This is a genomic window from Exiguobacterium sp. s46, assembly GCF_018618875.1.
Taxonomy (GTDB): Bacteria; Bacillota; Bacilli; order Exiguobacteriales; family Exiguobacteriaceae; genus Exiguobacterium_A; species Exiguobacterium_A abrahamii.
Map to the genome: position 1 here is coordinate 192,464 of NZ_JACSMY010000004.1, position 25,367 is coordinate 217,830.

The 25,367-nt window shown below is 47.5% G+C and carries 25 protein-coding genes and 1 pseudogene; 14 read left to right on the forward strand and 12 right to left on the reverse strand.

Annotated features, from left to right (window positions below; all coding sequences use genetic code 11):
- The first annotated feature begins 175 nt into the window (after positions 1-175).
- The 3 genes from KNQ08_RS15505 to KNQ08_RS15515 all read left to right on the forward strand — a co-directional run bounded on the left by KNQ08_RS15505 (position 176) and on the right by KNQ08_RS15515 (position 2,540).
- Entirely contained in the window at positions 176-1,087 is a 912-nt protein-coding gene (locus KNQ08_RS15505) for a guanosine-inosine kinase (protein ID WP_149426878.1), read from the forward strand.
- Positions 1,088-1,116: 29 nt separating this feature from the next.
- On the forward strand, positions 1,117-1,545 hold the full coding sequence (locus KNQ08_RS15510) for an NUDIX hydrolase (RefSeq protein ID WP_058704970.1): 429 nt from the start codon (positions 1,117-1,119) through the stop codon (positions 1,543-1,545).
- A gap of 86 nt (positions 1,546-1,631) precedes the next feature.
- The gene (locus KNQ08_RS15515; RefSeq protein ID WP_029340889.1) at positions 1,632-2,540 is read left to right on the forward strand and encodes a YihY/virulence factor BrkB family protein; all 909 of its coding nucleotides are present in this window, start codon (positions 1,632-1,634) and stop codon (positions 2,538-2,540) included.
- A gap of 49 nt (positions 2,541-2,589) precedes the next feature.
- Here KNQ08_RS15515 and KNQ08_RS15520 read toward each other — a convergent pair whose 3' ends face one another.
- The gene (locus KNQ08_RS15520; RefSeq protein ID WP_214806282.1) at positions 2,590-4,539 is read right to left on the reverse strand and encodes a heavy metal translocating P-type ATPase; all 1,950 of its coding nucleotides are present in this window, start codon (positions 4,537-4,539) and stop codon (positions 2,590-2,592) included.
- 185 nt (positions 4,540-4,724) lie between these two features.
- Here KNQ08_RS15520 and KNQ08_RS15525 point away from each other — a divergent pair, with 185 nt between their 5' ends.
- The gene (locus KNQ08_RS15525; RefSeq protein WP_023467289.1) at positions 4,725-5,654 is read left to right on the forward strand and encodes a DMT family transporter; all 930 of its coding nucleotides are present in this window, start codon (positions 4,725-4,727) and stop codon (positions 5,652-5,654) included.
- A gap of 163 nt (positions 5,655-5,817) precedes the next feature.
- Positions 5,818-6,105: a hypothetical protein gene (locus tag KNQ08_RS15530; RefSeq protein WP_023467290.1), complete on the forward strand. Its 288-nt coding sequence runs from the start codon at positions 5,818-5,820 to the stop codon at positions 6,103-6,105.
- Between the two features lie 41 nt (positions 6,106-6,146).
- On the opposite strand, the pseudogene KNQ08_RS15535 reads toward KNQ08_RS15530, so the two are convergent.
- The 3 genes and pseudogenes from KNQ08_RS15535 to yfkAB all read right to left on the reverse strand — a co-directional run.
- Positions 6,147-7,301: pseudogene (locus tag KNQ08_RS15535) on the reverse strand (MFS transporter); the annotation flags it as partial.
- 68 nt (positions 7,302-7,369) lie between these two features.
- Positions 7,370-7,552, reverse strand: a complete 183-nt coding sequence (locus tag KNQ08_RS15540; RefSeq protein ID WP_023467292.1) for a hypothetical protein — start codon at positions 7,550-7,552, stop codon at positions 7,370-7,372.
- Between the two features lie 86 nt (positions 7,553-7,638).
- Positions 7,639-8,751, reverse strand: coding sequence for a radical SAM/CxCxxxxC motif protein YfkAB (gene yfkAB, locus KNQ08_RS15545; protein WP_023467293.1), 1,113 nt, complete (start codon positions 8,749-8,751; stop codon positions 7,639-7,641).
- A gap of 84 nt (positions 8,752-8,835) precedes the next feature.
- On the opposite strand from yfkAB, the gene KNQ08_RS15550 reads away from it, so the two are divergent.
- Both KNQ08_RS15550 and rlmD read left to right on the forward strand, forming a co-directional pair.
- Positions 8,836-9,048, forward strand: a complete 213-nt coding sequence (locus KNQ08_RS15550; protein ID WP_023467294.1) for an SE1561 family protein — start codon at positions 8,836-8,838, stop codon at positions 9,046-9,048.
- Positions 9,049-9,088: 40 nt separating this feature from the next.
- On the forward strand, positions 9,089-10,474 hold the full coding sequence (rlmD, locus tag KNQ08_RS15555; protein WP_055966696.1) for a 23S rRNA (uracil(1939)-C(5))-methyltransferase RlmD: 1,386 nt from the start codon (positions 9,089-9,091) through the stop codon (positions 10,472-10,474).
- A 50-nt stretch (positions 10,475-10,524) separates the two neighbouring features.
- On the opposite strand, the gene KNQ08_RS15560 is transcribed toward rlmD, so the two are convergent.
- From KNQ08_RS15560 to KNQ08_RS15590, 7 genes are all read right to left on the reverse strand, one after another.
- Positions 10,525-11,403, reverse strand: a complete 879-nt coding sequence (locus KNQ08_RS15560; protein ID WP_214806284.1) for an aldo/keto reductase — start codon at positions 11,401-11,403, stop codon at positions 10,525-10,527.
- 32 nt (positions 11,404-11,435) lie between these two features.
- Positions 11,436-12,002: a TVP38/TMEM64 family protein gene (locus tag KNQ08_RS15565; protein ID WP_133208558.1), complete on the reverse strand. Its 567-nt coding sequence runs from the start codon at positions 12,000-12,002 to the stop codon at positions 11,436-11,438.
- On the reverse strand, positions 11,999-13,393 hold the full coding sequence (locus tag KNQ08_RS15570) for a sensor histidine kinase (RefSeq protein ID WP_023467298.1): 1,395 nt from the start codon (positions 13,391-13,393) through the stop codon (positions 11,999-12,001). Before KNQ08_RS15570 ends, KNQ08_RS15565 begins: the two co-directional genes overlap by 4 nt.
- Positions 13,390-14,073 (reverse strand): response regulator transcription factor, encoded by a 684-nt coding sequence (locus KNQ08_RS15575; RefSeq protein ID WP_023467299.1) that lies wholly within the window; start codon positions 14,071-14,073, stop codon positions 13,390-13,392. Before KNQ08_RS15575 ends, KNQ08_RS15570 begins: the two co-directional genes overlap by 4 nt.
- A gap of 127 nt (positions 14,074-14,200) precedes the next feature.
- Positions 14,201-14,761: a GNAT family N-acetyltransferase gene (locus tag KNQ08_RS15580; protein ID WP_023467300.1), complete on the reverse strand. Its 561-nt coding sequence runs from the start codon at positions 14,759-14,761 to the stop codon at positions 14,201-14,203.
- A 230-nt stretch (positions 14,762-14,991) separates the two neighbouring features.
- Positions 14,992-16,131, reverse strand: coding sequence for an amidohydrolase (locus tag KNQ08_RS15585; RefSeq protein WP_023467301.1), 1,140 nt, complete (start codon positions 16,129-16,131; stop codon positions 14,992-14,994).
- An 18-nt stretch (positions 16,132-16,149) separates the two neighbouring features.
- Positions 16,150-17,058 carry a TIGR01777 family oxidoreductase gene (locus KNQ08_RS15590; protein ID WP_149426885.1) on the reverse strand — a complete coding sequence of 303 codons (909 nt, stop codon included), beginning with the start codon at positions 17,056-17,058 and terminating at the stop codon, positions 16,150-16,152.
- A gap of 132 nt (positions 17,059-17,190) precedes the next feature.
- Here KNQ08_RS15590 and KNQ08_RS15595 point away from each other — a divergent pair, with 132 nt between their 5' ends.
- The 5 genes from KNQ08_RS15595 (at position 17,191) to KNQ08_RS15615 (ending at position 22,783) form a co-directional block, all read left to right on the forward strand.
- Entirely contained in the window at positions 17,191-18,009 is an 819-nt protein-coding gene (locus tag KNQ08_RS15595) for a RecX family transcriptional regulator (RefSeq protein ID WP_149426886.1), read from the forward strand.
- Positions 18,010-18,330: 321 nt separating this feature from the next.
- Positions 18,331-20,058 (forward strand): ABC transporter ATP-binding protein, encoded by a 1,728-nt coding sequence (locus tag KNQ08_RS15600; RefSeq protein ID WP_214806285.1) that lies wholly within the window; start codon positions 18,331-18,333, stop codon positions 20,056-20,058.
- Positions 20,059-20,072: 14 nt separating this feature from the next.
- Entirely contained in the window at positions 20,073-22,133 is a 2,061-nt protein-coding gene (locus KNQ08_RS15605; protein WP_050677383.1) for an ABC transporter ATP-binding protein, read from the forward strand.
- Between the two features lie 60 nt (positions 22,134-22,193).
- Positions 22,194-22,514: a DUF1811 family protein gene (locus tag KNQ08_RS15610; protein WP_023467306.1), complete on the forward strand. Its 321-nt coding sequence runs from the start codon at positions 22,194-22,196 to the stop codon at positions 22,512-22,514.
- Entirely contained in the window at positions 22,511-22,783 is a 273-nt protein-coding gene (locus KNQ08_RS15615; protein ID WP_023467307.1) for a YfhJ family protein, read from the forward strand. Before KNQ08_RS15610 ends, KNQ08_RS15615 begins: the two co-directional genes overlap by 4 nt.
- 45 nt (positions 22,784-22,828) lie before the next feature.
- Here KNQ08_RS15615 and KNQ08_RS15620 read toward each other — a convergent pair whose 3' ends face one another.
- The gene (locus KNQ08_RS15620) at positions 22,829-23,812 is read right to left on the reverse strand and encodes a metal-dependent hydrolase (protein ID WP_214806286.1); all 984 of its coding nucleotides are present in this window, start codon (positions 23,810-23,812) and stop codon (positions 22,829-22,831) included.
- Between the two features lie 103 nt (positions 23,813-23,915).
- Between KNQ08_RS15620 and mutY the strand changes: the two genes are divergently transcribed.
- On the forward strand, positions 23,916-24,932 hold the full coding sequence (mutY, locus tag KNQ08_RS15625) for an A/G-specific adenine glycosylase (RefSeq protein WP_214806287.1): 1,017 nt from the start codon (positions 23,916-23,918) through the stop codon (positions 24,930-24,932).
- Positions 24,932-25,357 carry an SRPBCC family protein gene (locus tag KNQ08_RS15630; RefSeq protein ID WP_023467310.1) on the forward strand — a complete coding sequence of 142 codons (426 nt, stop codon included), beginning with the start codon at positions 24,932-24,934 and terminating at the stop codon, positions 25,355-25,357. The genes mutY and KNQ08_RS15630 overlap by 1 nt, the downstream gene beginning before the upstream one ends.
- The last annotated feature ends 10 nt before the right edge of the window (positions 25,358-25,367 follow it).

The following is a 25,367-nucleotide window of genomic DNA, read 5'->3' on the forward strand; positions in this document are numbered from 1 at the left end:
TTCTTTGGAGCAGCAGGCGATTCGCTTGCTGTTTTTTTTACGTGAAGATAGCGAACAGTTAGAAAAAAAGTACTTCGGTTGTCACTGATTTAAAATTTTACTATAATTGAAGCAATGTGCCTGAAAGATCAAACAAGGTCGGAAATCAGGAAATATGGTTAGAGGTGGAACTGAAATGAATAAAATCGCGGTAATCGGAAAAGTATTCGTCGACATAAAAGGAACTTCGTTCGCTCCTTTGCATAAGGATGCGAAAAACGTAGGAGACATCACGTTTTCAAATGGAGGAACAGGACGCAATGTAGCACAAAATCTAGCCGTCCTCGGGAATGAAGTTCGCTTTATCTCGACGGTTACGAATGATCAGATTGGCGTGGGAGTGCTCGATGAGCTGAAATCTTACGGTGCAAATGTGGATCACGTCGAAATGTTAGAAGATCATGGAATGGGCATGTGGCTAGCTGTCATGGATAACGAAGGTGACTTGCAAACATCGATCTCGAAACAACCAGATGCGAAGTTGCTCGAAGAGGCGATTTTACGTCAATCAATCTATGCACTCGATGGGGTCGATGCCGTTGCGATCGATCTTGATTTATCCGTTACGGTCTTAGAACGTTTGATTCATCTATGCCGTAAAATGGAGTTGCCATTGTTTGGTGTTTGTGGTCACTTGAGCGTCATCGAACGAAATCGTCATCTGCTACAAGGGTTCACTGGATTCATTTGTAGCCGAGAAGAGGCGGAAATTCTGTCTGATCTGTCGATCGTGACGGTCGAAGATGCGATTCATGTAGCAAATGAGCTAGCGAAAAAAGGTGCTCCATTCACGGTCGTGACGATGAGTGAACTCGGGGCGGTCTACGTTGATCGTCGTACAGCGACATCAGGTCACGTCGGAACGAAAAAAGTGAAGGTCGTTGACTCAACGGGAGCAGGCGACTCATTCTTCTCTGCTGTCTTGTCTGAATTGACACAAGAGAGACCGGCAGAAGAAGCCTTGAAGCTTGGCATGAAGGTTGCAGCGGAAGTCATCGCTTCGACAGAAAATGGACTCGTTCCTGAAATGCTGGATGCTCTTCGATAAGTAGAAATGATAAAAGGGGAGGTGGCGTCATGCCGATTCAACGAAGTGCAATCATTTTACGAAACGAACAGGATGAAATTGCGTTGATCCGACGGGATAAACCGAACGAAACGTATTATGTCTTTCCAGGCGGTGGGAAAGATAACGGAGAATCGTTAGAAGAAACAGCGATTCGTGAAGCACATGAAGAACTTGGAATCGATGTGGAGTTGACCGGTATTGCCGCCATCGTCCGTTTTAATGGATTCGACAATCCTTATTTTTGGGCGAAAACAATTGGGGGTCGCTTTGGCACCGGTACGGGTGAAGAGTTCGAAGAGGAAGGATCGGGTTATACACCGGTCTGGATCAAGCGTTCGGAGCTACCTTCGTTACCGATTCGTCCACCGTCACTTGCCAAACAGCTGGCAGAAATGACAGAACCATTCTATGAATTAATCCTTTCTGAAAACGAATGAGGTTTTAGTTGAAATAAAATGGGAAAAGTATATTAAAACAATGAGGTGGTCTTCGACTGCCTCTTTTTCATGAAGGAGAGATGACGATGGCGCATTCACGCGATCCAAAAGGGCTTGCCCTGAACTTAAAGCAGCGAATGTCCGATCATAACATCACGGATTATGCAGGGACACTCGCTTATTACTGGTTTTTATCCATTTTCCCAGGAATCATTTTCGTCATTTCGGTCTTATCATTCTTTGACATCGATCGTCAGACACTCGAGTCACAAATCCGGGACCTAGCGCCAGGCGGAGCCGTCAATACGTTCACGGATACAATTTTCCAAGCCATCAAAGAACCGCAGGGTGGTCTGTTATCGATTGGTGCCATTCTTGCTGTCTGGTCTGCTTCCAAAGGGGTCGATCGTTTGATCACGACAGCAAACCATGCCTATGGTGACTTCTCGCCCCGTGGTTTTGTCGCAGCGCGTGGGATTGCCTTGTTACTCACGATCGTGCTCGGAGTCGGGATGTTGTTGCTGATCGTCTTGAATGTGCTCGGTGGTCCGATCATCACGTATCTTGCCAATTTCGTGCTTCCGATCGATATGGGGCAAAAAATCCTACTGACGGTCTTACGGTATGTCGTGTCGACGATTCTATTGATTGGTATCCTGTCGATTTTTTACCGCGTCGCACCAAAGCGCCCGATTACATTCAAAGAAGCAATTCCAGGAGCCGTTTTTGGTGTCATCGTCTGGCAATTATTATCGGTTGGATTCGGATTTTACGTCTCGAACTTCTCGAATTACAATCAAACGTACGGTTCGCTCGGTAGTGTCGTCATCTTGTTACTATGGCTCTACTTCACAGGGCTGATCATTTTACTCGGTTCTGAATTGAACGCATCATGGGAACGGTTCATGAAAAAAGCGGATCCGAAGAAAATGGAAGAAAAGCGCTTGAAGGAACAAGCTGAACTTGATGCCATTCCGACGAATACGTTCGGATGAAGGTACAAAAAAGCCTGACTGCCATGTGGCGGTCAGGCTTTTTTGATGGTTAAGCAGCTAATCGTTTTTCAGATGAACGCTGTGGAAGACTTGGTAAAGCATCCTGTTGAAGAAGGCGTAAACCGTTCAGGATGACGAGAATCGTTGATCCTTCGTGTCCAACGACGGCGAACGGCATGATGAGGAACTGGGACAAATTCGATGCGATCAATAGGAGGATGACACCGATCGCAAGCGTGATGTTTTGTTTGACGATCCGGTTCATCTTCCGGGCTTTATGCACAGCATAGGCAAGACGACCTAAGTCATTTTTCATCAAGACGACGTCAGCGGTCTCGAGTGCAGCGTCCGTTCCTTCACCCATCGCAATCCCGACATGTGCTAATGCAAGGGCTGGGGCATCGTTAATGCCGTCACCGACCATTGCGACGGTCCGACCTTCTGTTTGGTATTGTTTGATGTAGCGGACTTTATCTTCCGGTAGGCACTCAGCGACGAAGTCCGTCAATCCCGCCTCACGTGAGATGGCAGCTGCCGTGACCGGATTATCACCAGTTAACATGATCGTTGCGATGCCGAGATCATTTAAGGCAGCAATCGCTGTTTTGGCTTCCGGACGAATCGTATCACGTAACGCATAAAGCGCTACGATCTGTGCTCCATTGCTGACATAAACGATCGTATGCCCTTGCTCTTTTAATGACTGTTCGATCGCGACGAATGGATCGTCTAAACCATCATGGAACGCCCGTTTACCGATACGATACGTGACACCATCGACAGTTGCTTCAATCCCGTATCCTGTCACATCTTTAAATGTTGATGGTTCGCGGACATCGGTTTTTAAGTGATCGACGATTGCTTGTGCGAGTGGATGGTTCGACTGCGCTTCGATGGAAGCAACCGCTTGTTGGACTATTCGGACGTCCATGCCTTCCGCATAACGACTTTCGGTGACGACAGGTTTACCAGTTGTCAGTGTTCCCGTTTTATCAAAGACAATCGTGTCGACTTGTCCGAGCGTTTCGATGTGGGCGCCTCCTTTAAAAAGAACGCCATTTTTCGCAGATGCGGCAATTGCAGATAAGGCAGCAGGTGTAATCGACGCAACAAGGGCACAAGGTGAGGCGACGACGAGAAGAATCATCGCGCGGTAAATACTTGTCTCAAATGTCCAGCCAACGACGTAATGAGGGAGGACCATCATCAGTGCGACGACAAGCAATACGATTTTGACATAACGGCTTTCGAAACGTTCGATGAACTGAGCAGATGGAGACTGTTCACTTTGTGCGTTTTGGACCATATGAATGATTTTTTGGAACAACGATTCGTCAGCAGCTTTCGTCATCTCAATCGTCAAGACACCATTCATGTTGACAGTCGAGTTATAAACGGTATCACCTGTTTGTTTTTCAACCGGAATCGATTCTCCTGTAATCGATGCTTCTTCGATCGCGGCTTGACCGCGTACGATGACACCATCGACTGGAATCCGCTCCCCAGGACGAACATAGACGAGGTTACCGATCGCTAATTGTTCGATTCCGACGACTTCGAGTTGACCGTTTGCATTCAGACGTGTTGCTTCCTCCGGTTGTAAGGACATCAAGCTTTGCAAGGCACGTTCGTTTTTATTCATCGTGTATGTCTCAAGGGCACCGGATAACGCAAAGATGAAGATGAGGATCGCACCTTCCATCCAGTAGCCGATGGCAGCCGCACCGATGGCAGCTAAAATCATCAACAATTCGACGTTCAACGTTTTTTCTTGATACGTCTCCGTCAATCCTTCCTTCGCTTTCGCATATCCTCCGATTACATAAGCCGATAAGTACAATGTGACATAAACGGCAGACGCCGTATTGAATTTTTCGAGTCCGTAAGCAACTAAAATCAATATTCCGCTAAACAATGCTAGAATCAATTCGTGATGCTCATCCCAAGCATGACGGAATACGGAACGCTGTTGAACATCGGTAGTAGTGGAAGTCGTCATATTAAAACTCCTTTCAAAATGTAAATGAGAAATGAAATCATTATAGAAAGAGAATGAGAATGTGATATATCAATGAGTTTAACTGATTGATAATGAGTTTCATTGTCTCTAGATTATAATTATTATTATCTGTAGAATTACTATACCATGCTTCAGTGAAAAGGAACAGGAAAGGAACTAGAAAGATGCAAAAAATTTTAACCCATCGGATTGGACTCGTCGTCTTTGCGTTACTGACGACTTTTTTGTGGGGAAGTGCGTTTCCCTTCATTAAAAAAAGTTATGACTTATTACAGATCACATCTTCCGAATACGGAGAGCAATTGCTGTTTGCGAGCTATCGTTTCTTTTTAGCAGGTGTGTTATTACTTGTCGTCAGTGTCTTCGTCTTCAAACAGACGATCACACTGAAGGAGCGGACTTACGCCTATAGTCGTCTCGGCTTCTTTTTGACGTTCTTGCAGTACGTCTTCTTTTATATCGGTCTATCTTTGTCAACTGGCGTACAAGGATCAATCATTGCCGGATCGACTTCGTTCTTCCAGATGTTGCTGGCACATTTTCGATATGAAGACGATCGACTGAATCGATTTAAAGGACTCGCCTTATTCCTTGGATTCACAGGTGTCATCTTGGCCAACTGGCCACAAGGTGGGCAAGGTGTCTCGTTTGGAGTAGGGGAAGGATTATTGATCGCAGCAATGGTTTCCGGGGCGTTCGGTAACTTGATTGCCAAAGAATACTCGGCACGTTATCCGGTGGCACCGATGACTGGATGGGCGATGGTCATTGGATCAATCGGTCTCTTTATCGCAGGAGTCATTCTCGATGGTCACGTCGCACCATTCACCTTTTCAACGACAAGTGCTTGGATGCTCGTGTATCTTGCCTTCTTATCAGCGACTGGATTTACGCTTTGGAACTTACTAATGAAATATAATCCAGTCAGTAAAGTGTCGTTGTTCATGTTCTTCGTACCGATCTATGGTGTCAGTTTATCGGCCTTGATTCTCGGCGAGACGATTCCACCGCAAGCGTTGCTTGGGTTACTCTTCGTCGTCAGTGGTATCTTAGTCTCGACGTACCTTCCTGTATGGTTTCAAAAGCGAGGTTGACGAAGATTCAGAATCGTGCAAAAATAGTTTCAATCAAAGTAACTCCCAATCGTTCGTTGCTCAAGCCGACCCGTTCGGCTTTTTTCTGTACGGTCAAGTGAAGACCGATTCGGCCTTGTCTGAAAGGCTAGTGCGACTATAAAACGGAAGGAGATGAAAACGAATGGAACGGAATGAGATCGTTCGAAAGATCATTGCCACTCGTCGTCCACGTGATGAGTTTGCCCGGTTCGTCGTAACGTGCGTCAGTCAGCAGTTGAAGGAAACCCATGGAGATGTGGATGTGGAAATCATCGAGGCGGAGAGAGGTTACGATTCAGTGTGGTCAATCAACGGTCGAGAGGTCGTCGTGCTGCTCGAGACAGAAGAGCTGAAGCGTGCAAAAGAACAGCCGTATGCGATCGACGATAAGCTCTGGCGGAGTTTTCGGCAAGAAGGAATCGTGAAATAAAACAAAGGATCTTGCGCATCATTAGCGCAAGATCCTTTGTTTTAGATCTGGGATGATTCGTGACGTTTCGCATATCGTAAGAGAAACGCAAGTGTCGCTAGAACCAGAACGAATAGACTGAAATAAAGCATAGCTGGAAGCAGAACGAACAAGCTGCCAGCAATCGGTCCAAGGATCGAACCAAGACTAAAGGCAATCCCCGCAAGCAAGTTGCCCGTCGGAAGAAGGTGTCGCGGTAACTGTTCCGTCATATAGGCGACACCGAGCGAGTACGTCGAGCCAAGTGCCATCCCGCTAATAGCAAAAATCGCGAATAACCAACCGTATCGTTCGAAGACGAAGCAAGCGATAAGGAAAGCAACGGAGCCAATCGAAAGAACGGTTACTAACGTCCGACGTTTTCCGAAGTGATCAGCAAGTCGTCCAAGTGGAAGTTGCATGATCAACGAGCTGACGACGAATGTCGTGATCAAGGTACTCGTCTCAGATAGACCGTACCCGTTACGCGTCGCAAAAACGGGAAAACTGGCATTCAGTGTGGCTTCGAGAAAACCATATGTAAAGCCAGGAAGTAACGTGAACCAAGCAGTTGATAGGACAAGTTTATACCGTGAGGCGGCGCTTTGCAGCTCCTCCGGCATGACGGATGACGGTTTTTCGTTCGGCATACGCGATAACAAGATCAGGACGATGACAGTCAATGTACCAGTCAACACGAATGGTAGCCAGTTGATGACATCGACGAGAGGTGCCGCAAGAGGACCGAGAGCAAAACCGAGACCGAATGCCATCCCGTATAGTGACATCGTTCGTCCTAACCGTTCATTTGGGGTAATGGACGTCACCCAAACCTGTGATCCATAGTGTAACGTCTGATCACCAAATCCGACGAGGAACCGTAAAATCATCCAAGCAATGACGCTTGGAAGAAGTGGAAATAAGAAAACTGCTACTGCAACAAGAGCGAGTCCAAACGAGATGACCGGAATATAACCACGTCGTCGTAGTGGACCTTCCATGAGAGGAGCGGCGACGATGACACCGATATAGAGAACGGCAGCGCTGAGACCGTTGATGAAAGCGGGGGTTCCTTGGCGTTCAAGTAAAATAGATAACAGTGGAATCAGCAGACCTTGCGTGAATCCGGAAATGAAGACGATCGATAAGATAAGAGCAAAACGACGTGACACAAGTAACGACGACCTTTCTTTTTTCTTTTAGCATAACACGCCCCGGTCTCTGAAACGGGAGACCGGGGCGTGCTTCATTTATTTTCTTGTTCAAAACGTGTCGGACGCGGCATATGCAGAAGATGTTCGTCCCAGTCTGTCTGGTCGAATACTTCATCATGTTCGATGCTGTGTGAAGCGCGAATACCAACCATCATGACGAACAAGACCATACTGAACGTACCGATGATTGCGACAATACCTACGAGCCATTCCATCCCGGTCACCCCTTTTAGAAAAACAGAATGTGTCTACTTTGTGACATTTTTCCCGGGATGCCATCGTTCAAAACCTTTTTTTAGTTTTAAAGCCGGCTGGACTGTTTTGTGAAATCAATCTCAGGGTAATATGCGTTTTTCACAAGCGCGTTCGGTCCAAGGCATTGCACCGCAGGGCAGTGACATGACAAGCTTTTATTCAGTTCTGTCTCTTGCCACTCGGCATAAGCATCATTGAAGGATGTCTCATGAATCGTACCTAGCGAAGCAAGTTCGTCACCGAAATCCGTTACGATGATCTCGCCATCAAAGATGTTGACGTTGAGACGGGAACGTCCATCAGGGTCATTGCGAACAGAGACGTTTTTCTCTTGACGCAATCGACGATGAAGTTCTAAATCCGCCTCTTCCATCGAACAAGCATAGAAGGGGAGTGTTCCGAATAACATCCAGACGTTCGGATCCCGGACGTCAAGCAAACGATGGATCCCGTCGCGAATTTCGGGCAAGCTAGCTGCTTCGATCATCGACGCGAAGTCAGCGGGGTACATCGGATGCACCTCGTGGCGGACACAGCCCATGTCGACGATTTCCTTATGAATCGCTTCAAGGTGTGGTAATGTCCGTTTATTGATCATCGTCTCTGCAGAAACGATGACACCACGTGCATTTAGAACACGGGCATTCTCTTTCATCGTCTCGAAAAGCTTCGTCCGTGCTTCACGTGACGGTTTTCGTTCCATCATCGCAAAGCCACCATCGATGAAATCATCAGCTGTTCCCCAGTTATGTGAGATGTGCAAGACATCTAAATAAGGAATGATTAATTCGTAGCGAGATAACGGAAGTGTTAAATTTGAGTTGATTTGGGTTTTAGCACCACGTTCGTGGGCATACTTAAGTAAAGGGACGACGTACTCCTTGATGGACTTCATTGAAAGCATCGGTTCGCCGCCGGTGATTGAGAAGGCACGCAGGTGTTCGATTTCATCCAGACGTTGAATAAGTAGCTCGACTGGAATCTCGGGTGACTCGCTACTGGATAACATGTAACCGACGGCGCAATGTTCGCAGCGCATGTTACACAGTTTTGTTGTCGTGACTTCAATGTTCGTCAAACGGACCGTGCCGTATTGTTCAATGTCGCGATAAGCTTCCCACGGATCGTTCGCAATCGTGATGGGTGATGAATGTGACATAGATACTCCTCCTTTTTAGTGCTCCACTTCGTATCGTATGCTAAAATAACGTCGGAATCCAGCGGAAGAAAGGAAGTCTGAATAATGGGAAAAGCAAGAACTGATAAACTTGGTCAAATGAATGTGCTAAAATCAAGAATGCAGCTTCTCTGTCATACAATCGATTCACTCGATGAATCATCAGATATCGAAGATTTGGAACGACTGATCGTATCACTGGATCAACTCAAGGCGAAGGTCGTTCGATATGCAAAGGATATGAAAGAACAAGAAGAAACGAAAAAAGCGGTAGATTGAGACCGCTTTTTCATTTGCACAAACGGAAAGGATGAAATCAATGGCAACAAAAATCAAATTAAAGACAGGTGAGGTTCGTTCGGTCACTTGTCTACGGATGGGAATCAACGGTGAAGGGATCGCGACGCTCGAGCGACAAATCGTCTTCATCCCAGGTCTACTCGTCGGTGAGACAGCACAGATCGAGATCACGGAAATTCATGCGAACTATGCGAATGCAAAAATCTTAAAGCGTGACGATCGTTCACCAGACCGTGTTACTCCACTTTGCCCGGTCTATAGTGTCTGTGGCGGCTGTCAATTACAACACATGAGTTACGATGGACAATTGCGTTATAAGGAAGAAATGCTTCGCAACGCTTTCTTGAAATCAACGAAGTTGAATGTCGAAAAAGCCGATATCCGCCCGACGATTGGTTCGAAGGAGTGGGGATACCGCAACAAGTCGCAATTCGTCGTCGGGAAACAAGGCAATGAAATCGTTAGCGGTCTCTATTCTGCGAATTCGAATCGTTTGGTCGCGATTGATGATTGTGTCGTCCAAAATAAGGATACGCTTCGCGTCAACCAAGCTGTCACGAAATTACTCAATGACTATAAAGTACCCGTATACCATGCATCAAAACAAGACGGTGTCATGCGCCATATCGTCGTCCGGACAGGAATCAAAACGGGCGAAATTCAAGTCGTGCTCGTTGCCTTTAAAGACGGCTTCCGTGATCTAGAGGGCTTATCGCGCGATATCATGGACATTCCAGGTGTCGTCTCGGTTGCACTGAACATCAATGATAAGTTGACATCACGTGTCTTCGGAGAAGAGACGGAAGTCTTGCGTGGCGTTGAACGGATCGAGGAAGAGATGGGGGAATTCACGTATCAATTGTCTCCGCGTGCCTTCTTCCAATTGAATCCGGAACAAGCAGAGCGGATGTATGAAGAAATTGCGCGTGCTGCTGCTTTGACCGGCGAAGAACGTGTCGTTGATGCCTACGCAGGTGTTGGTTCAATCGGACTTTGGATCGCTAAAGGAGCAAAAGAAGTCCGCGGCATGGAAATTATTGAAGAAGCTGTCGAAGATGCCAATGCGCACATGAAGCAATACGGATTCGACCATGCCCACTACGTCGTCGGTAAGGCAGAAGCCTGGATTCCGCGTTGGGTCAAGGAAGGCTGGATTCCAGATGTCTTCATCGTCGACCCACCACGCTCAGGTTGCGATACACAATTGTTGAACGCGATGATCTCGTCTAAAGCGAAAAAAATCATCTATGTCTCGTGTAACCCGCAGACGCTTGCGCGCGATTGCGATCACTTGATGAAAGCGGGATACAAGGTATCGTACATTCAGCCGTACGATATGTTCCCACAAACAGCGCACGTCGAAGCAATCGTCGTGCTCGAAAAAAAGAAAAAGAAAAAGTTCTAAGTAACAAGCCCGTATGCACTCTTTGAACGAGTGGACATACGGGCTTTTTATCATGTTTGCGAAAGATAACCGAACGTCGCGTCACACTCAGCGAAGCGTTCCTTCAACCGAGCAACACGATCAACAGGAAGTGGACCGCGCTCGATCAGTTGCTGATTCAGCGCGAGGTGTTCTGGTCGAGACGTACCGATGATGGCTGTCGTGATCCCTGGCTCAAAGACTGTGAAACGAAGGGCAGTTTCAAGCCAACTGGATTCCTCGAGTGGATAAGCGAGTTGTTGCGCACGTTCCCAGTAGGGTTCGACGTACTGTCCGACCGGACGCTCTGCGAAGCGCCACGGGGCGTTACCGATTGGACGCTTGGCGATGACACCGTGATCTAGAAGGGTGGGCAGGACTTCATCGACACGTTGATCAAATAGATTGAATGACGTTTGGAAACTGTCGAAGCGATTCGTTTCGATAGCATATGTTAAGTCTTCCCGATCACCGGAATAAGCGATGACGCGGACTTTTCCAGCTTGTTTTGCTTGGTCAAGCGCTTCGATGACATCTCCCTGGGCGAGAATTTCTCGACTACAAGAATGGAGGTGTACGATGTCGAGATAATTCGTTTGCATCGTCTGTAAGGCTTGATCGATGCCACCATGGACCGCTTCAAAGGTCCAGTCCTGCGTACCGGGCACATCATAGCCGACTTTCGTCGACAGAATGACGTCGTGACGACGATTCTTTAGAAATTGTCCGACGCGTTGCTCCGATAAGCCATAGCCGCGTGCTGTGTCGATCAGATTGATGCCGAGATCACGTGCTTGTTCGAGCAAATAGACTGCTTCGCGGTCCGTCATCTGTTCTGCACCGATGTGACCGGCTCCGAACCCAAGCGGGGATACGAGTAGGTCGGATGTTCCAAAACATCTTAACTCCATGAACGATACTTCCTTTCAGAAAATCTGTAGTTTTATATCGATGATGCTCGTTTTTGTTGAATACGATAGGCCAGATAACCAACGAGTGCCACGCCTGCAATCGACCATTGGATGATGGATGAGGATTGCATGAACTGATGGACGGCGAACACTTCGATTAACATGGCTGGAATTTTTCCGATCGTACTCGCAGTCAGGAAAAGTAGGATGGAAATACCACTAGCAGCACTGACGATATTGACGATGCCAGACGGGACGAACGGTAACAGCCGCAGCAAGATGATCGTCAAAAAAGCTTCGCGTCCTTGTTGTGCTTGTAGTTTTTGTTGCAAACGAGCGAATCGATCCGGAAGTGGGCGACGAAGGGCATACCGCAGTCCTTTTCGGTAAAGTAGAAACGCACAAACCGCACCTAGGACTTCACCGATGAAAGAGAGCAATGTGCCCATCCATAGACCGAAATAGACGAGATTCGCAGCGGTGACGAACGTACTCGGTAGGACACCAAGTACACTGACGACGACGCCGACTAAGATACTAACGAACGGAGCGAACGGTCCGAAGAGTTCAAAGGTTTGGATGACATGATGTTCCATCATTCGAATCCATCCTCTTCATCCGGAAGAAGCGGTAACTCGATGTGGACAGTCGTTCCTTCTCCAAGAACGGAGTCGAACCGGATTGTCCCATCATGACGATCGATGATGTGTTTCGTGATGGCAAGACCAAGACCGGTTCCGCCATCTTTACGCGTCCGTGATTTATCGACACGGTAAAAACGTTTTGTCAGTCGATCAAGATGCTCTTCCGGAATGCCTTCTCCTTCGTCCCGGATAAGACAATGCGTCCGGTCGCCGATCGTTTCAGTCGATAAGAAAATCTGTTTTCCAGGCGGTGTGTACCGCAAGGCGTTATCGAGTAAATTGCCGAAGACTTGCTCAAGGCGGTCCGTATCGCCCAAGACAATTTGATCCGGATCGAGATTCATGACGAACGTGACTCCTTTTGACTGGGCGATGGGTTCCATCCGGTAAATGACATCTTCAAGTACTTGACTGAAGACAAGTGGTTGTTTCGACATCGGATAGGAATCGCGTTCAAGTTGAGCGAGATCGAGCAGATCATTGACGAGACGTTGCAGACGTTCCGTTTCCCGCTCGATGATTTGGTAATACTGCGCACGCTTTTCTTCCTCGAGCGAATCATCCTGCATCATCTCCGTATAGCCACGGATGTAGGAGAGAGGTGTCCGTAATTCGTGGCTGACGTTCGCGAGGAACTCTTTACGCTGCTCGTCGACTTCTCCGAGCGATTCCGCCATCTTATTTAATGTTTCTGCGAGTTCCCCGATCTCATCGTCCGATTGAATCGGAATCCGGTAATCAAAGTCACCTTGCGCATAAACAGTCGAGGCGCGCTTCATGTCGATCAACGGACGGATGATCGTATCGATGATTTGTCGTCCGAAGATGACGAGATTCAAGACGATCAGTCCGATCATGAAGAAGATCATCAGACGGAGTGGGCGGAATGGTTCACTGATTTGGCCAAGTTCCAGATATAAAATCAGTGTACCGACCAGTCGATTGTTTTCGATGATCGGAAACCCGGTCATCAAAATGTCCGTTCCTTCAATCGGATGGGTCCGACTGGAGACGACGGTTTCACCGTTTCGAAGTTCTTCGATATCCGCATTCGTCAAAAAGCGCAGTCCAGCTGGATTTTTCTTCAGGAAATCGATGAAGAAGACTTTCGATTCCGTCAATTCATTCGTATAAGTCATTCCATCGTAAAAAGCACCGGATAATCCTTCAGATTCATAGATATTGATCAGCTTTTCGCCTCGGTTCAATAAGATATCTTCCTGCGTTTGAAGATAGAACCGGTCATAGAGATAGAAAGTGAGCAGGACGAATAAAATAGCGGAAAAAACGCTTGTGAACCAAATCGTGATCCAAATCCGGCGCCGGATCGTATAGCGCTTAATCATACTTCCTCGAATTTATAACCGATGCCCCAGACCGTTTGAATCGAGCCACCAGCTTCCCCAAGCTTTAAGCGAAGTGTTTTGATGTGTGTATCGACCGTCCGTAAGTTCCCGATATAATCCGCACCCCAGATTTGATCGAGTAACTGTTCACGAGAAAAGACCTTATCATTGTTTTGAGCGAACAGATGCAGCAAATCAAATTCCTTACGCGTCAGACTGACCGGTTTGCCATTGACGTGGACACTCCGACTTTCGGTATCGAGTTCGAGCATTCCGAGCGTCAAGGTAGCCGATTGATCAACTGTAAAGCGGTGAGAACGACGAAGCGTCGCTTCGATGCGAGCAAGCAGTTCTCGAGGGCTGAATGGTTTTGTAATATAGTCATCAGCTCCGATTTTCAGCCCGTGAATGCGATCGAGCTCGTCCGAACGTGCCGTCAGCATGATGATCGGAACGTTTGAGAACTCACGGATGCGCATACATGCTGTCAAGCCGTCCATTTCCGGCATCATGACATCGAGTAGAACGAGATGGAATGTATTTTGTTGAATGAGATGGATCGCTTCTTGTCCGTTAGAAGCTGTCATCGTCGTGTAGTGTTCTTTTTCAAGATTCGAGACGAGAAGATCACGCATTTGTGCTTCATCATCTACTACGAGAATGTTAAACGATTCTGGCATTAGTCTTCGCTCCATTTCCTGTAGAAGAAAGTGTTTCTTCCATAAAGATGAGTTTTCTTATTTATCATACCATTTCAAACTTTAGAAGCGCATGCGTGGACACAAAAAAGCATGAGAGACAAGGCTCTCATGCTTCGAGTTGTTGGTGATCGTATAGTGTTTCGAGCTCCCGACCATGAATGTACATGTGGAAACTAGATTTTGAGACTTCATATAGCGTGAACTGTGTCTCGCCGGCATTCAATTGCTCAAGAAGCGCAGGGCGCAACTCATCCGCACAGAACGCATACGGCAATTTTTCAGCTGCTTTTTGTGACCGAATATTGCTTTTGCGAATTTTCATGAAGACACTTTCGTATCCAAGCTCAAAGAACAGCTCAGAGAAGAAGGCTTCTTTCGCTAAATGATTGTATCCTTTACCATGATACGGTTTACCTAACCATGTACCGAGAAACCCATATTGTCCTTCGATATCGAGTAAACTAATCGTACCAATCGGTTGATCGAATTCATCTAGGATGGTACGTGATACGATTTCACCACGTTCTTCCTCTTCGATTGCCTGCTTTGTAGTAAACAGAAATTCATCAAAGTACCGTGTTTTTTGGCGGACGTACGGATATACGTCTTGATGCTGCATCAGTTCGAACAAATCAGCGCAGTCGCTCAGCTCCCGTTGCTTGAGCATACTTCCATTCCTCCTTTTAGGACCGCAAGAATGATTGTCGAAAGCTACCTGTCTGACTCGTTTGAACCGCGCATGGTATGCCTTCTTCAGTTGTCGGATAAGATAATATTACCTTCTTTTTTTAAAATTGCAAGAAAATAATTTTTGTGAAAAAAGATACAAAAACAAGATGTTTTCCGTAAGCGTTCAAAACCCCCGAAAGGTGCAAAAAACACCTGGCGGGGGTGGGGTTAAGTCAAGTTCAGTTGAGCGTGTTCAAAAATGATTTTTCCGTCAATCATCGTCATGAGCGGCTTCGCTAAATAGTCGAGTGGGAAGTGACTCCATAGGACGAGATCCGCGTCTTTTCCGACCTCGATCGATCCGACGCGATCGTCCACACCGAGCGAGCGGGCTGGATGAATCGTGATCGCGCGCAAGGCGACATCGACCGGTAGACCTTCTCGTGCAGCTAGACCGGCACAGAGATTCAAGTACTGGACAGGGGTGTACGGATGATCGGTCGTAATGGAGATTTCAAGACCATGCTCATGAAGAATCCGGTACGTTTCCCATGTCTTATTCTTCAGTTCGATTTTAGACTTTCGCGTGAAGGTTGGTCCGACCGTCACTTTTTCGATCGGTAATTGTTCCATCTCTTTTGCGACGAGATGACCTTCCGTACAATGTTCGATACGCAAATCGAGATCGAACTCTTCCGCAAAACGGATGGCAGAAAGGATATCATCTGCTCGGTGCGCATGTACACGAAGCGGCATTTTATGATCAAGGACCCGTTTGATCATCTGGTGAGCGAACGTTTCGGAAACTCGTTGTGTCCGAACTTCAAGAAAGGCTTCGCGCAACATCCCCATGATGCCCATCCGTGTCAGTTCACCGGCGCGACCAGCACTATGGACACGCTTTGGGTTTTCACCGAGCGCAACCTTCAGACCCGCGTACTTTCGAAGAATCATATCATCGATGAACCGTCCGTGCGTCTTGATGACACTCGTGACACCACCGATGATGTTCATGCTACCGGGCATGACTTGAACGGTCGTAATCCCGTGCTCGACGGCTTCCTTAAATCCTTCATCAAGTGGGTACACGCCATCAATGGCACGTAGATGAGGGGTCATCGCAAAAATCGTCTCATTCGCATCATTTCCGACGGTTCCGGTACCTTCGTCATATAATCCGAGATGTGTATGGGCATCGATGAAACCGGGTAATAAAAAGTGACCTTCTGCTTCAATGACTTGATCGTTTTCTAAGTGATCCAGTAATTCACCGATTTCAATGATTTTCCCATCACGAATGCGGATGTCCCCGTAAAAACTGTCCGAAGTAATCGGATAGATATGTGCGTTTCGAATTAAGATATCCAAGTATCGTCCACCCCTGTACTAGTTTGAATGCTCGATTGCTCGCAATGCATCCTTTAGTTCAGCATACCGAAACTTGTATCCGTTTTCGAGCGCTTTTTTCGGAACGACACGAGCTCCTTCTAGTACAATCGTACTCTTTTCACCGAGTGCGAGTTCTAACGCGAAGCGTGGCGCCGGGAGCCAGTGTGGGCGATGTAAGACTTTTCCGATCGTCTGTCCGAAACGCCGCATCGTCTCCGGATGAGGAGCAGTGATGTTCAGCGGTCCTTCGACTGTCGGGGTCTCAAGTGCGAATACGAATAAATCGACTAAATCATCGATGTGGACCCAAGAGACCCACTGTTTTCCGTCGCCCATCGTCCCACCACCAAACAAGACATAGGGCAGGCGCATTAATGGGTAAGCGCCACCGGCTTTCGTTAGGACGACACCGATTCGTGGATGGACAAGTCGAATGCCAGCGTCAGCAATCGGGCGGGCAAGGTCTTCCCACGCGACACAGACATGACTTAAGAAGTCAGCGGTCGGTGGAAGTGGTTGATCTTCAGAGAAGGTTTGATGCCGATCTTGTCCGTAAATGCCAACCGCAGAAGCAGACAATACGACATTTGGCTTTTGATCGAGTGCTTCAACGATTCGAACGAGCTCCTTCGTCGTGCTGACGCGACTGTCGAGAATGACGCGTTTGCGTTCATCTGTCCAACGTCCGTCGTTGATCGAAGCACCAGCAAGATGAATAAAGGCATCGACGCCTTCTAAGTGCTGTTCCGGTTTTGCGTCTTCTGTCATCCACTTGATATATGTGACATGCGCGTCATTTGCTTTCGGATGACGCGTTAAGATAAAGATGTGATGTCCTTGATCTAGTAAACGTTTCGTCAAGGCTTGACCAATCATACCGGTTCCACCGGTAATCGCAATGTTCATGTAATCCATCCTCCCTAAATAAGTAAAAGTAGCTTCTTTCCATTTGTTCCCGTTCCATGGTTTCACTCAAACATAGACCTGCCTGTTCATGATATCGTAGAACTACCGAATCAGGTTAGGGGAGGGAACGACATGAAGATCAAACGGATCTCGACGCAGAAAAAGAACAGTGAACGATTCAATATCTATGTCGAGCGTGATGGCAAAGAGGAATATGCCTTTGCCGTAGACGTCGATATCTTAATTAAATACAATCTACAACGCGATAAGGAACTCGATGACGACTTCGTCAAGGAAGTGTTGACGGCTGAAGAACAGCAAAAAGCGTATCGTCTCTCATTGAATCATTTATCGTACCGCATGCGGGCGACGAGTGAAGTCGTCGCCTATCTAACAGAGAAAGAGACACCGGAGCATGCGATCAAACATGCAATCGATCGATTGACGGAGCAACGCTATTTGGATGATCAACAGTTCGCACTTGCTTATACGGCAACGAAAAAAGCGACGACACCTCAAGGTCCGGGACGGATTCGCCGCGACCTTGAGGCATTGAAGATACCGAAGACAGCGATTGATGAAGCGATCGTGACGTTTACGGATGAAGAGGAATACGAAAAAGTCCTGAAGTTTTTGCGGCAAAAGCAAAAAGAGCTGCAACGGCGTTCCGTGCGGGAACTGACACAAAAGTTGCAGTTAACGCTCATGCAGCGTGGGTTTTCGTCCGATTTGATTAAAGCGGGCATTGAAGAGGTGTTTCGAGCTGAAGAAGGTGACGAAGAAGAACAAGCGGCCCTTTATCAAGCGCGCAAGTATTATCCGAAATACCGACAACTTGAACCGTTCGAACGCGAACAAAAAGTCAAGCAAGCACTCGTCCGAAAAGGATTTCCATACGGTCTAGCCGCTCAAGTCCTCGAACAAGTCAAAGAAGAAGAAGAGGCGGAGTAATAAAAGCAAGACGAAAAATTGACAATTATCCGACAATTGTGCTATTCTACGCACAGACTAAGAAAAGGAGGAACCGTCCTATGAAAAAGCCAATTGGTTTCACTCATATCCAACAGCTGAATACGACGGAGACTCTTGAGCACGTATAAGTAATTCATTTCATGTGCGAGCAAGGGGATTCGTCTCCCGAGCGCGCAGACGAACAAGAATGCATCATGCCCATTTCAAGGCATACTGATTCTCGGACTGCATCCGGAAATCCGTATGCCTTTTTGCGTGCTCGGAAAAAGTACTTCATTTCACAGTAAAGGGGGGACCCTCATGCGTTTATTTCGGCAATTGAGTTGGTTTCTAAAAGAACACAAATCATCGTATCTCGTAGCAGTCGTCTTATTGATCATCACCGGCTTCATCGATTTAACGCCGCCATGGCTAATCGGTAAGGTCATCGACGGATTGCGGTCGGGATCGATGGACCAGGCGACGCTCTTGCAGTACGTCATCGGATTAACAGTCATTTCCATCGTTTCCTTCATCTTGACGTATCTGTGGTTAGCGAAATTATTCGGAACGGCATTTTTATTAGAACGGACACTTCGGAGTCGCTTCTTTACGCACTTATTGAAACTGACGCCGACGTTCTACCAAAAGAATCGGACGGGAGACTTGATGGCGCTCGCGACGAACGACTTGAAGGCGGTCGAGCGGACAGCTGGATTTGGTGTCTTGACGCTCGTCGACTCGTTGAATATGACAGCGATCACCCTCGTCGTCATGGGGGTGGCAATCGATTGGAAGCTGACGCTCGCTGCCTTGTTACCGATGCCACTTCTCGCCTACGCGATGAATAAGCTCGGAAGTCAAATTCACGGACGCTTCATCACTGCCCAGGATTCATTCGGAACGATGAATGACCAGGTCGTCGAGTCGATTTCCGGACTGCGTGTCATCCGCTCGTTCGTACAAGAACCAGTCGATGTTAAACGCTTCGACGATGTCACGACGGATGTCTTTGAGAAAAACATGCACGTCGCAAAAATCGATGTCTTGTTTGAACCGATCATCAAGCTGCTCGTCGGTTTCAGTTACTTGATCGGCTTATCGTTCGGGACATATCTCGTCTTTACGAACGACATCACGCTCGGACAATTGGTCGCCTTTAACATCTATCTCGGGATGCTGATCTGGCCGATGTATGCCTTTGGTGAATTAATCAATGTCATCCAGCGCGGGACAGCAAGTCTTGACCGCTTAGAGGCAACGATGCGAGTCAAACCGTTGATTGCTTCGACACCGCGGGAACACGTCGAACATCCCGAGCGGATCGAGATGAACGAATTGACGTTCACGTATCCAGAGACAGCCCATCCGGTCTTGCGAGATTTGAATATTACGATCGAACAAGGAACAACGATCGGTATCGTCGGACCAACGGGATCCGGGAAAACGACGTTCTTGCGTCAATTCTTACGTGAGTATCCAATCGGACGGGATATGCTGACGGTCAACGGCGTACCGTATGAAGATATTGCGCTAGAGACGGTTCGCGGTTGGACGGGTTATGTGTCACAAGAACATTTACTATTCTCAAAATCTGTTCGGGATAACATTCTGTTTGGTGCAGGTGAAGCGACAGAAGAAGAATTGCAGGAAGCGATTCGTCTCGCATCGTTTGAAAAAGATATCGAAACGCTTGAACAAGGACTTGAGACGATGGTCGGTGAACGTGGCGTCACGTTATCAGGAGGACAAAAGCAACGTCTCTCGATCGCGCGGGCGATGTTAAAAAAACCAGAGTTGCTGTTGCTGGATGATTCACTATCAGCGGTAGACGCGAAAACGGAATCACATATCATTGATTCGATTCGATCGAATCGTCACCAATCCACGACATTAATTGTTGCCCATCGTTTGTCGGCAGTGGCACATGCGGACGAAATCATCGTCTTGCAAGATGGAATGATTTCTGAACGAGGAACACATGACAGCCTGATGGCACAAAATGGCTGGTACGCTCAACAATTCGAGCGACAAAGTGAAGAGATGTAAGGAGGTGCCTCTGCATGAATGAATTAGAATTATACCAACTCGATCCGGCACGTCGGAAGACGACGATCCGTTCGTTGATCCGCTATGCGATGCATGAGAAACAAGCGATCTTTTTAGGATTATTTTTACTCGTACTGGCAGTCGGAGCGGAATTGACAGGTCCGTATATCGCCAAAGTCATCATTGATGAACATATCGTGGCAATTGAGAAGGACTGGGTCGAAGTTAAATCGGACGGTGCAGTCACGTATGACGGTCGTCAGTTCGCCAAAGCACAAGACGTCTCTAAAAGTCAGATCGTTCAATCCGTCTCGATCGTCCAAACGACCAACGGCTACTTTTTCGTACCGAAACAAGTCGTCAGTGGAGGAGAGCGGAAAATCAGTGGAAATACGATGACGGTCACGCGTGGAGACGACGTCTACACGTATGATAATATTCAAAAACTGACACAAGGACAGGTCTATGATTTTTATTCAAAAGACTTAAAAGCAATCGGCTGGTTGTCCTTGATCTACGTCCTTTTGCTGCTGGTAGCAGCTGGTTTGAACTGGATTCAGCAAATCTTGCTCCAGCGATCTGCTCATAAAATCATTAAACGGATGCGTCTTGATGTCTTTACGCATCTGCAACGGTTACCGGTTCGTTATTTCGACCAGACACCGATCGGGAAAATCGTCAGTCGAGTCACGAATGATACGGAAACGATTCGCGATCTATATCTCGGTGTGCTCGCCCGGGTCTTCTCGGGAATCATCACGATGGCGGGGATTCTGGTCGCGATGTTCTTCCTCGATTATCGCTTAGGATTAGTCTCACTAATCATCATTCCGATCGTCTATTTCTGGATTCAGCTGTTCCAGAAACTCGCGACGAAGAACAACTTCAAAGTCCGCTCCCTCGTTGCCGACATGAATGGTCAACTGAATGAGAACATCCAGACGATGCCGATCATTCAGGCTTATGCACGTGAGAAGGAAGTCCTTGCTGAATTCGAACAAAAAAACGAAGAGAACTATCAGACCCGGGCAAAGTTGTTACGACTCGATGCCCTGATGTCCCATAACTTATCCTACTTTTTGAAAAACTTGACGCTCGCCTTGTTGATTTGGGTCGTCGGCGGAAAAAGTCTGACGAACGGGTCGTTTTTATCGCTCGGGATCTTATATGCGTATATCGATTACGTGTCCCGTTTATTCGAACCCGTCACCCAAATCATGAATCAGCTGTCACCACTACAACAAGCACTCGTTTCAGCGGACCGGATGTTCCAGTTGCTCGACGAAAAGGGAGAGCCGGTCGAACAAGGTCGCGTTGCTCGGTTTAAAGGAGCGGTGTCCTTCAAGGACGTCGAATTTAGTTATGAAGCGGGAAATCCCGTGTTACGTGAAATTCAAATCGATGCTCGTCCTGGCGCGACGATTGCTCTTGTCGGACACACGGGTAGTGGGAAAAGTTCGATCATGAACCTGCTGATGCGTTTCTATGATCCGTCAAAAGGACAGTTGTTGATTGACGGACAGGACGTGACGCGTTTGCCAAAACAAGCGGTCCGTGAGCATATGGGCATCGTCCTACAGGATCCTTTCCTCTTCACAGGAACGATTCGCTCGAACATCACACTTGGCAATCCTGACATTTCCGAGGCACGTGTTCGCCAAGCGATCGAAGCCGTCGGCGCGGATCGGTTCATTGATCGTTTACCGAACGGACTCGATGAACCAGTCATCGAAAAAGGTGCCACGTTATCAGCGGGTGAACGACAGTTGATCAGTTTTGCCCGTGCGTTAGCGTTCGATCCTGCGATCCTAGTTCTTGACGAAGCGACAGCGAGCGTTGACTCGGAAACGGAAGCGGTCATTCAGGATGCCTTGCTGACGTTGACGAAAGGGCGGACGACGTTCATCATCGCCCACCGCTTGTCGACGATCAAGGATGCGGATGAGATTCTTGTTCTCGATCATGGTCGGATCGTCGAGCGAGGATCCCATGATGTGCTCCTCGCAGCATCCGGTATTTATGCGAAAATGTATGCGTTACAAAGTAAACGGAATCTTGAATTGAAATCAAGCTAATCCATCCAGTTTCTCCTCCTTTTCGTTTATACTGAAAAACGAAGAGGGGGAGTTTTTGTAATGGAGACACGGATGAGTCAATTATCGAAATACGAGCTTGAGATGTTGATCACGAAATTAAGTGAACAAAAACGAAAAGCGGAGCAACATGGGAATGTGAGTGAAGTGGAAGTCGTGACGCGAAAAATCGCCATTGCGAAAAGTTATTTGATCGATCCAGCACGATTCGAACGGGGAGCCTTTTACCGAATCGAAGGAGAAGAGGCACGATTTGAGTTACATTTCGTCAATGGGGTCATGGGCTGGGGACATTTTGAAGGAACCGCTCAGGAAGTCGCGATTCCGCTCGCGTTATTCACAGGAGAGGGAGAACAGACATGACGAATCGAGAACAAGCCCTTCAGCAATTGGCTGAAGAATTATTGCAAGTAAATGAAGTACTGACACCGGAAGAAGCACTGACGTGGGTGGAAGTGCTTTGGGAAGATTTCGAAGCGACACTCGCGCGCGCGGGTGAGAAATATCAAGGTGAAGCCGTCGCAGTTCATTTCGTCGAACAACAGATTAAACAGCACGGGGCAATGTTACACCGGTTTAATACGACGAACGAAAAATTCAAGCATTTGATGACAGGTCGAAACGTCGAATGAAAAAAGCTCCGCACATCGGGATTTCCGTTGCGCGGAGCTTTGTCTTTATAATGCAGGGATGAACAGTTTTTTCTGCAAGGTCCGTTCGCTGAAGACCCAGCCGGTATAGGAGCTGACGATTTCTTGTGTAGCAGCGTCGATTCTGACGACGGCAACGAATGGATAGACTTCCTTCGTGAAGTAACGTAAGTTCGTAAAGCGGTATTCGACAATACCGTCCTTTCGTGAGACCGTATACGTATGAATCTTCGAAAACTCAAGAAACGCTTGCAAGTCAGCGTTTTGTTTGACGATTTCGTACAAGGCGTCACCGTGTGGTTCGTCCTTGATGCGGAAGTTTCCACATTCGACGACCGTTCCACTATTGATCTTAACGACGGAATACTCATCGCGTAACCGTGCCGCGACATGCCACTCATCCCATTTCATGCCAGGTGAGATGAATAGTTTATGCGCACCACGATAATAGCGTGCTGCGGTCGCGAGTGCATCGTTTCGTAACTTAAACTGCACAGCGTAATAGATGATGACGATGGCAATCAAAATCGGGAAGATGACGATCGTCGCTCTCGTTAGTAGCCAAATCCCGAACGCGGCATAATACATCGCGAACAGATACGGATCAAATGTGTTGATGACGCCCCAACCAATCCAGGATTGTTTGAACGGGTGTAAAGCTTGTGTTCCATAAGCGTTAAACAGATCGACGAAGACATGGAGGGCGACAGAGATCTGCGCCATCAGCCATAATGAAGTCGGAGGTACACCAAACAATGTACCGATGACGATTGAAAGTAATAATGGCCAGGCGAGCAAAGCAATCAACCCGTGCGATTTTCCGCGGTGTTGGCGCAAGTAGGCGCTGTTTCCTTTGAACTTGAAGACAGTGTCGAAGTCCGGTGCATGTGAGCCGACGAGCGCCGTCGTCGTCACGGCAGCAAACATCGTCGTGCTCGCTGCGACGTCAGGGTGTAGCGTCGAGATGGCGGCGAGACAAAGTCCCATGCCGATATGCGTACCAGTATCCAATGCCAATTCGCTCCTTCTATAAAATCGTGATGGTTGATCCATCGTGGTTCTGCCGAGTAATTTTTAATAAATATATCGTATTCAAGAGAAAAGAGGTAACCTTTTGACTGTCGTTCAAGAATATTTCACAAACTTTAATAAAACACAATTTACCACAGAACTGATTGCCTGGTTCCTTCGTGAACAGCGAGATCTCCCATGGCGAAGAACAAAAAACCCATATCATATCTGGATTAGTGAAATCATGCTCCAACAAACGCGAGTCGATACGGTCATTCCGTATTATGAGCGGTTCACGAAACGTTTTCCGACACCACATGATTTAGCGCAAGCGGATCAAAGTGAAGTGCTCAAGCACTGGGAGGGCTTAGGGTACTATTCCCGTGTCAAGAATCTTCAAATCGCGGTTCAGGAAGTTGTTGAAAAATATGATGGAATCGTTCCGGACGAAAAGGAATTGTTCAGTCAGCTGAAGGGCGTTGGTCCGTATACGACAGGAGCGGTTCTATCGATTGCTTATGGGCAAGCAGAACCGGCAGTAGACGGAAATGTGATGCGCGTCCTCTCGCGTGTACTTGGGATTTATGAAGACATTGCTGCACCGAAGACGCGGAAATTGTTTGAAGCAGCAGTTCATCAATTGATTGATCCGGCTGATCCGTCAAGTTTCAATCAAGGCTTGATGGAACTCGGTGCGATGGTCTGTACGCCAAAGTCTCCGATGTGTGGACTCTGTCCTGTTCAAGACGTTTGTTTCGCATATGATCGAAATGCACAGGAAGAACTACCTGTGAAGACGAAGAAAGGGAAGACGCAAATTATTCCGTATGATGCTCTCGTCTATGAAACGAACGGAAAAATCGCAATTGAACAACGAGCAGAAACAGGTTTGCTCGCAGGTATGTGGCAATACCCACTTCGAGAAGCAGAAGAAGATCGTAATGGGACGCTTGTCGGTCACGTCCGACATATCTTCTCACACCGGATTTGGGAAATTGCCGTCTATCGCGTGACGGAACAGCCGGACCAGACATTACTGGTTGATCAGGAAACGTATGCGACGCATCCGGTATCTGTCGCGCAAATGAAGATTGATCGACTATTAAAGGGGGAGATCTAATGCATACTTTTCGTTTTGAGACACGTGTCGATACATCAAAGGAGCAAGCGTGGGATTTTTTAAGTGACGCCAAGGCCTTAAGTCGATTGACGGTATTTCCGCAAGTGAAGACGTCGGGTGATACACGGACGCGAGCAGGAAATACGATTCGTCTGCGCGTTGGTGTTCCTCCACTATTTGTCTCGTGGACGTCTTGGATTCCTTTCGTAGAAGAATATGTCTTCGTCGATGTCGGTACAAAAGTTCCGTATCCATTCCGGGCATGGTGCCACGTGCACCGAGTCGAAGAACGTGAATCTGGCGTCTATTTCGTGGATGAAGTGACGTATGCATCGTTCTTGCCAGCCTTCGTCATTGAAGCATTCATCTTGAAACCGATGTTCAAACAACGAAAAAATGCGATTTTGAATCACTTTCAAGCCTGAATTCCGTCAT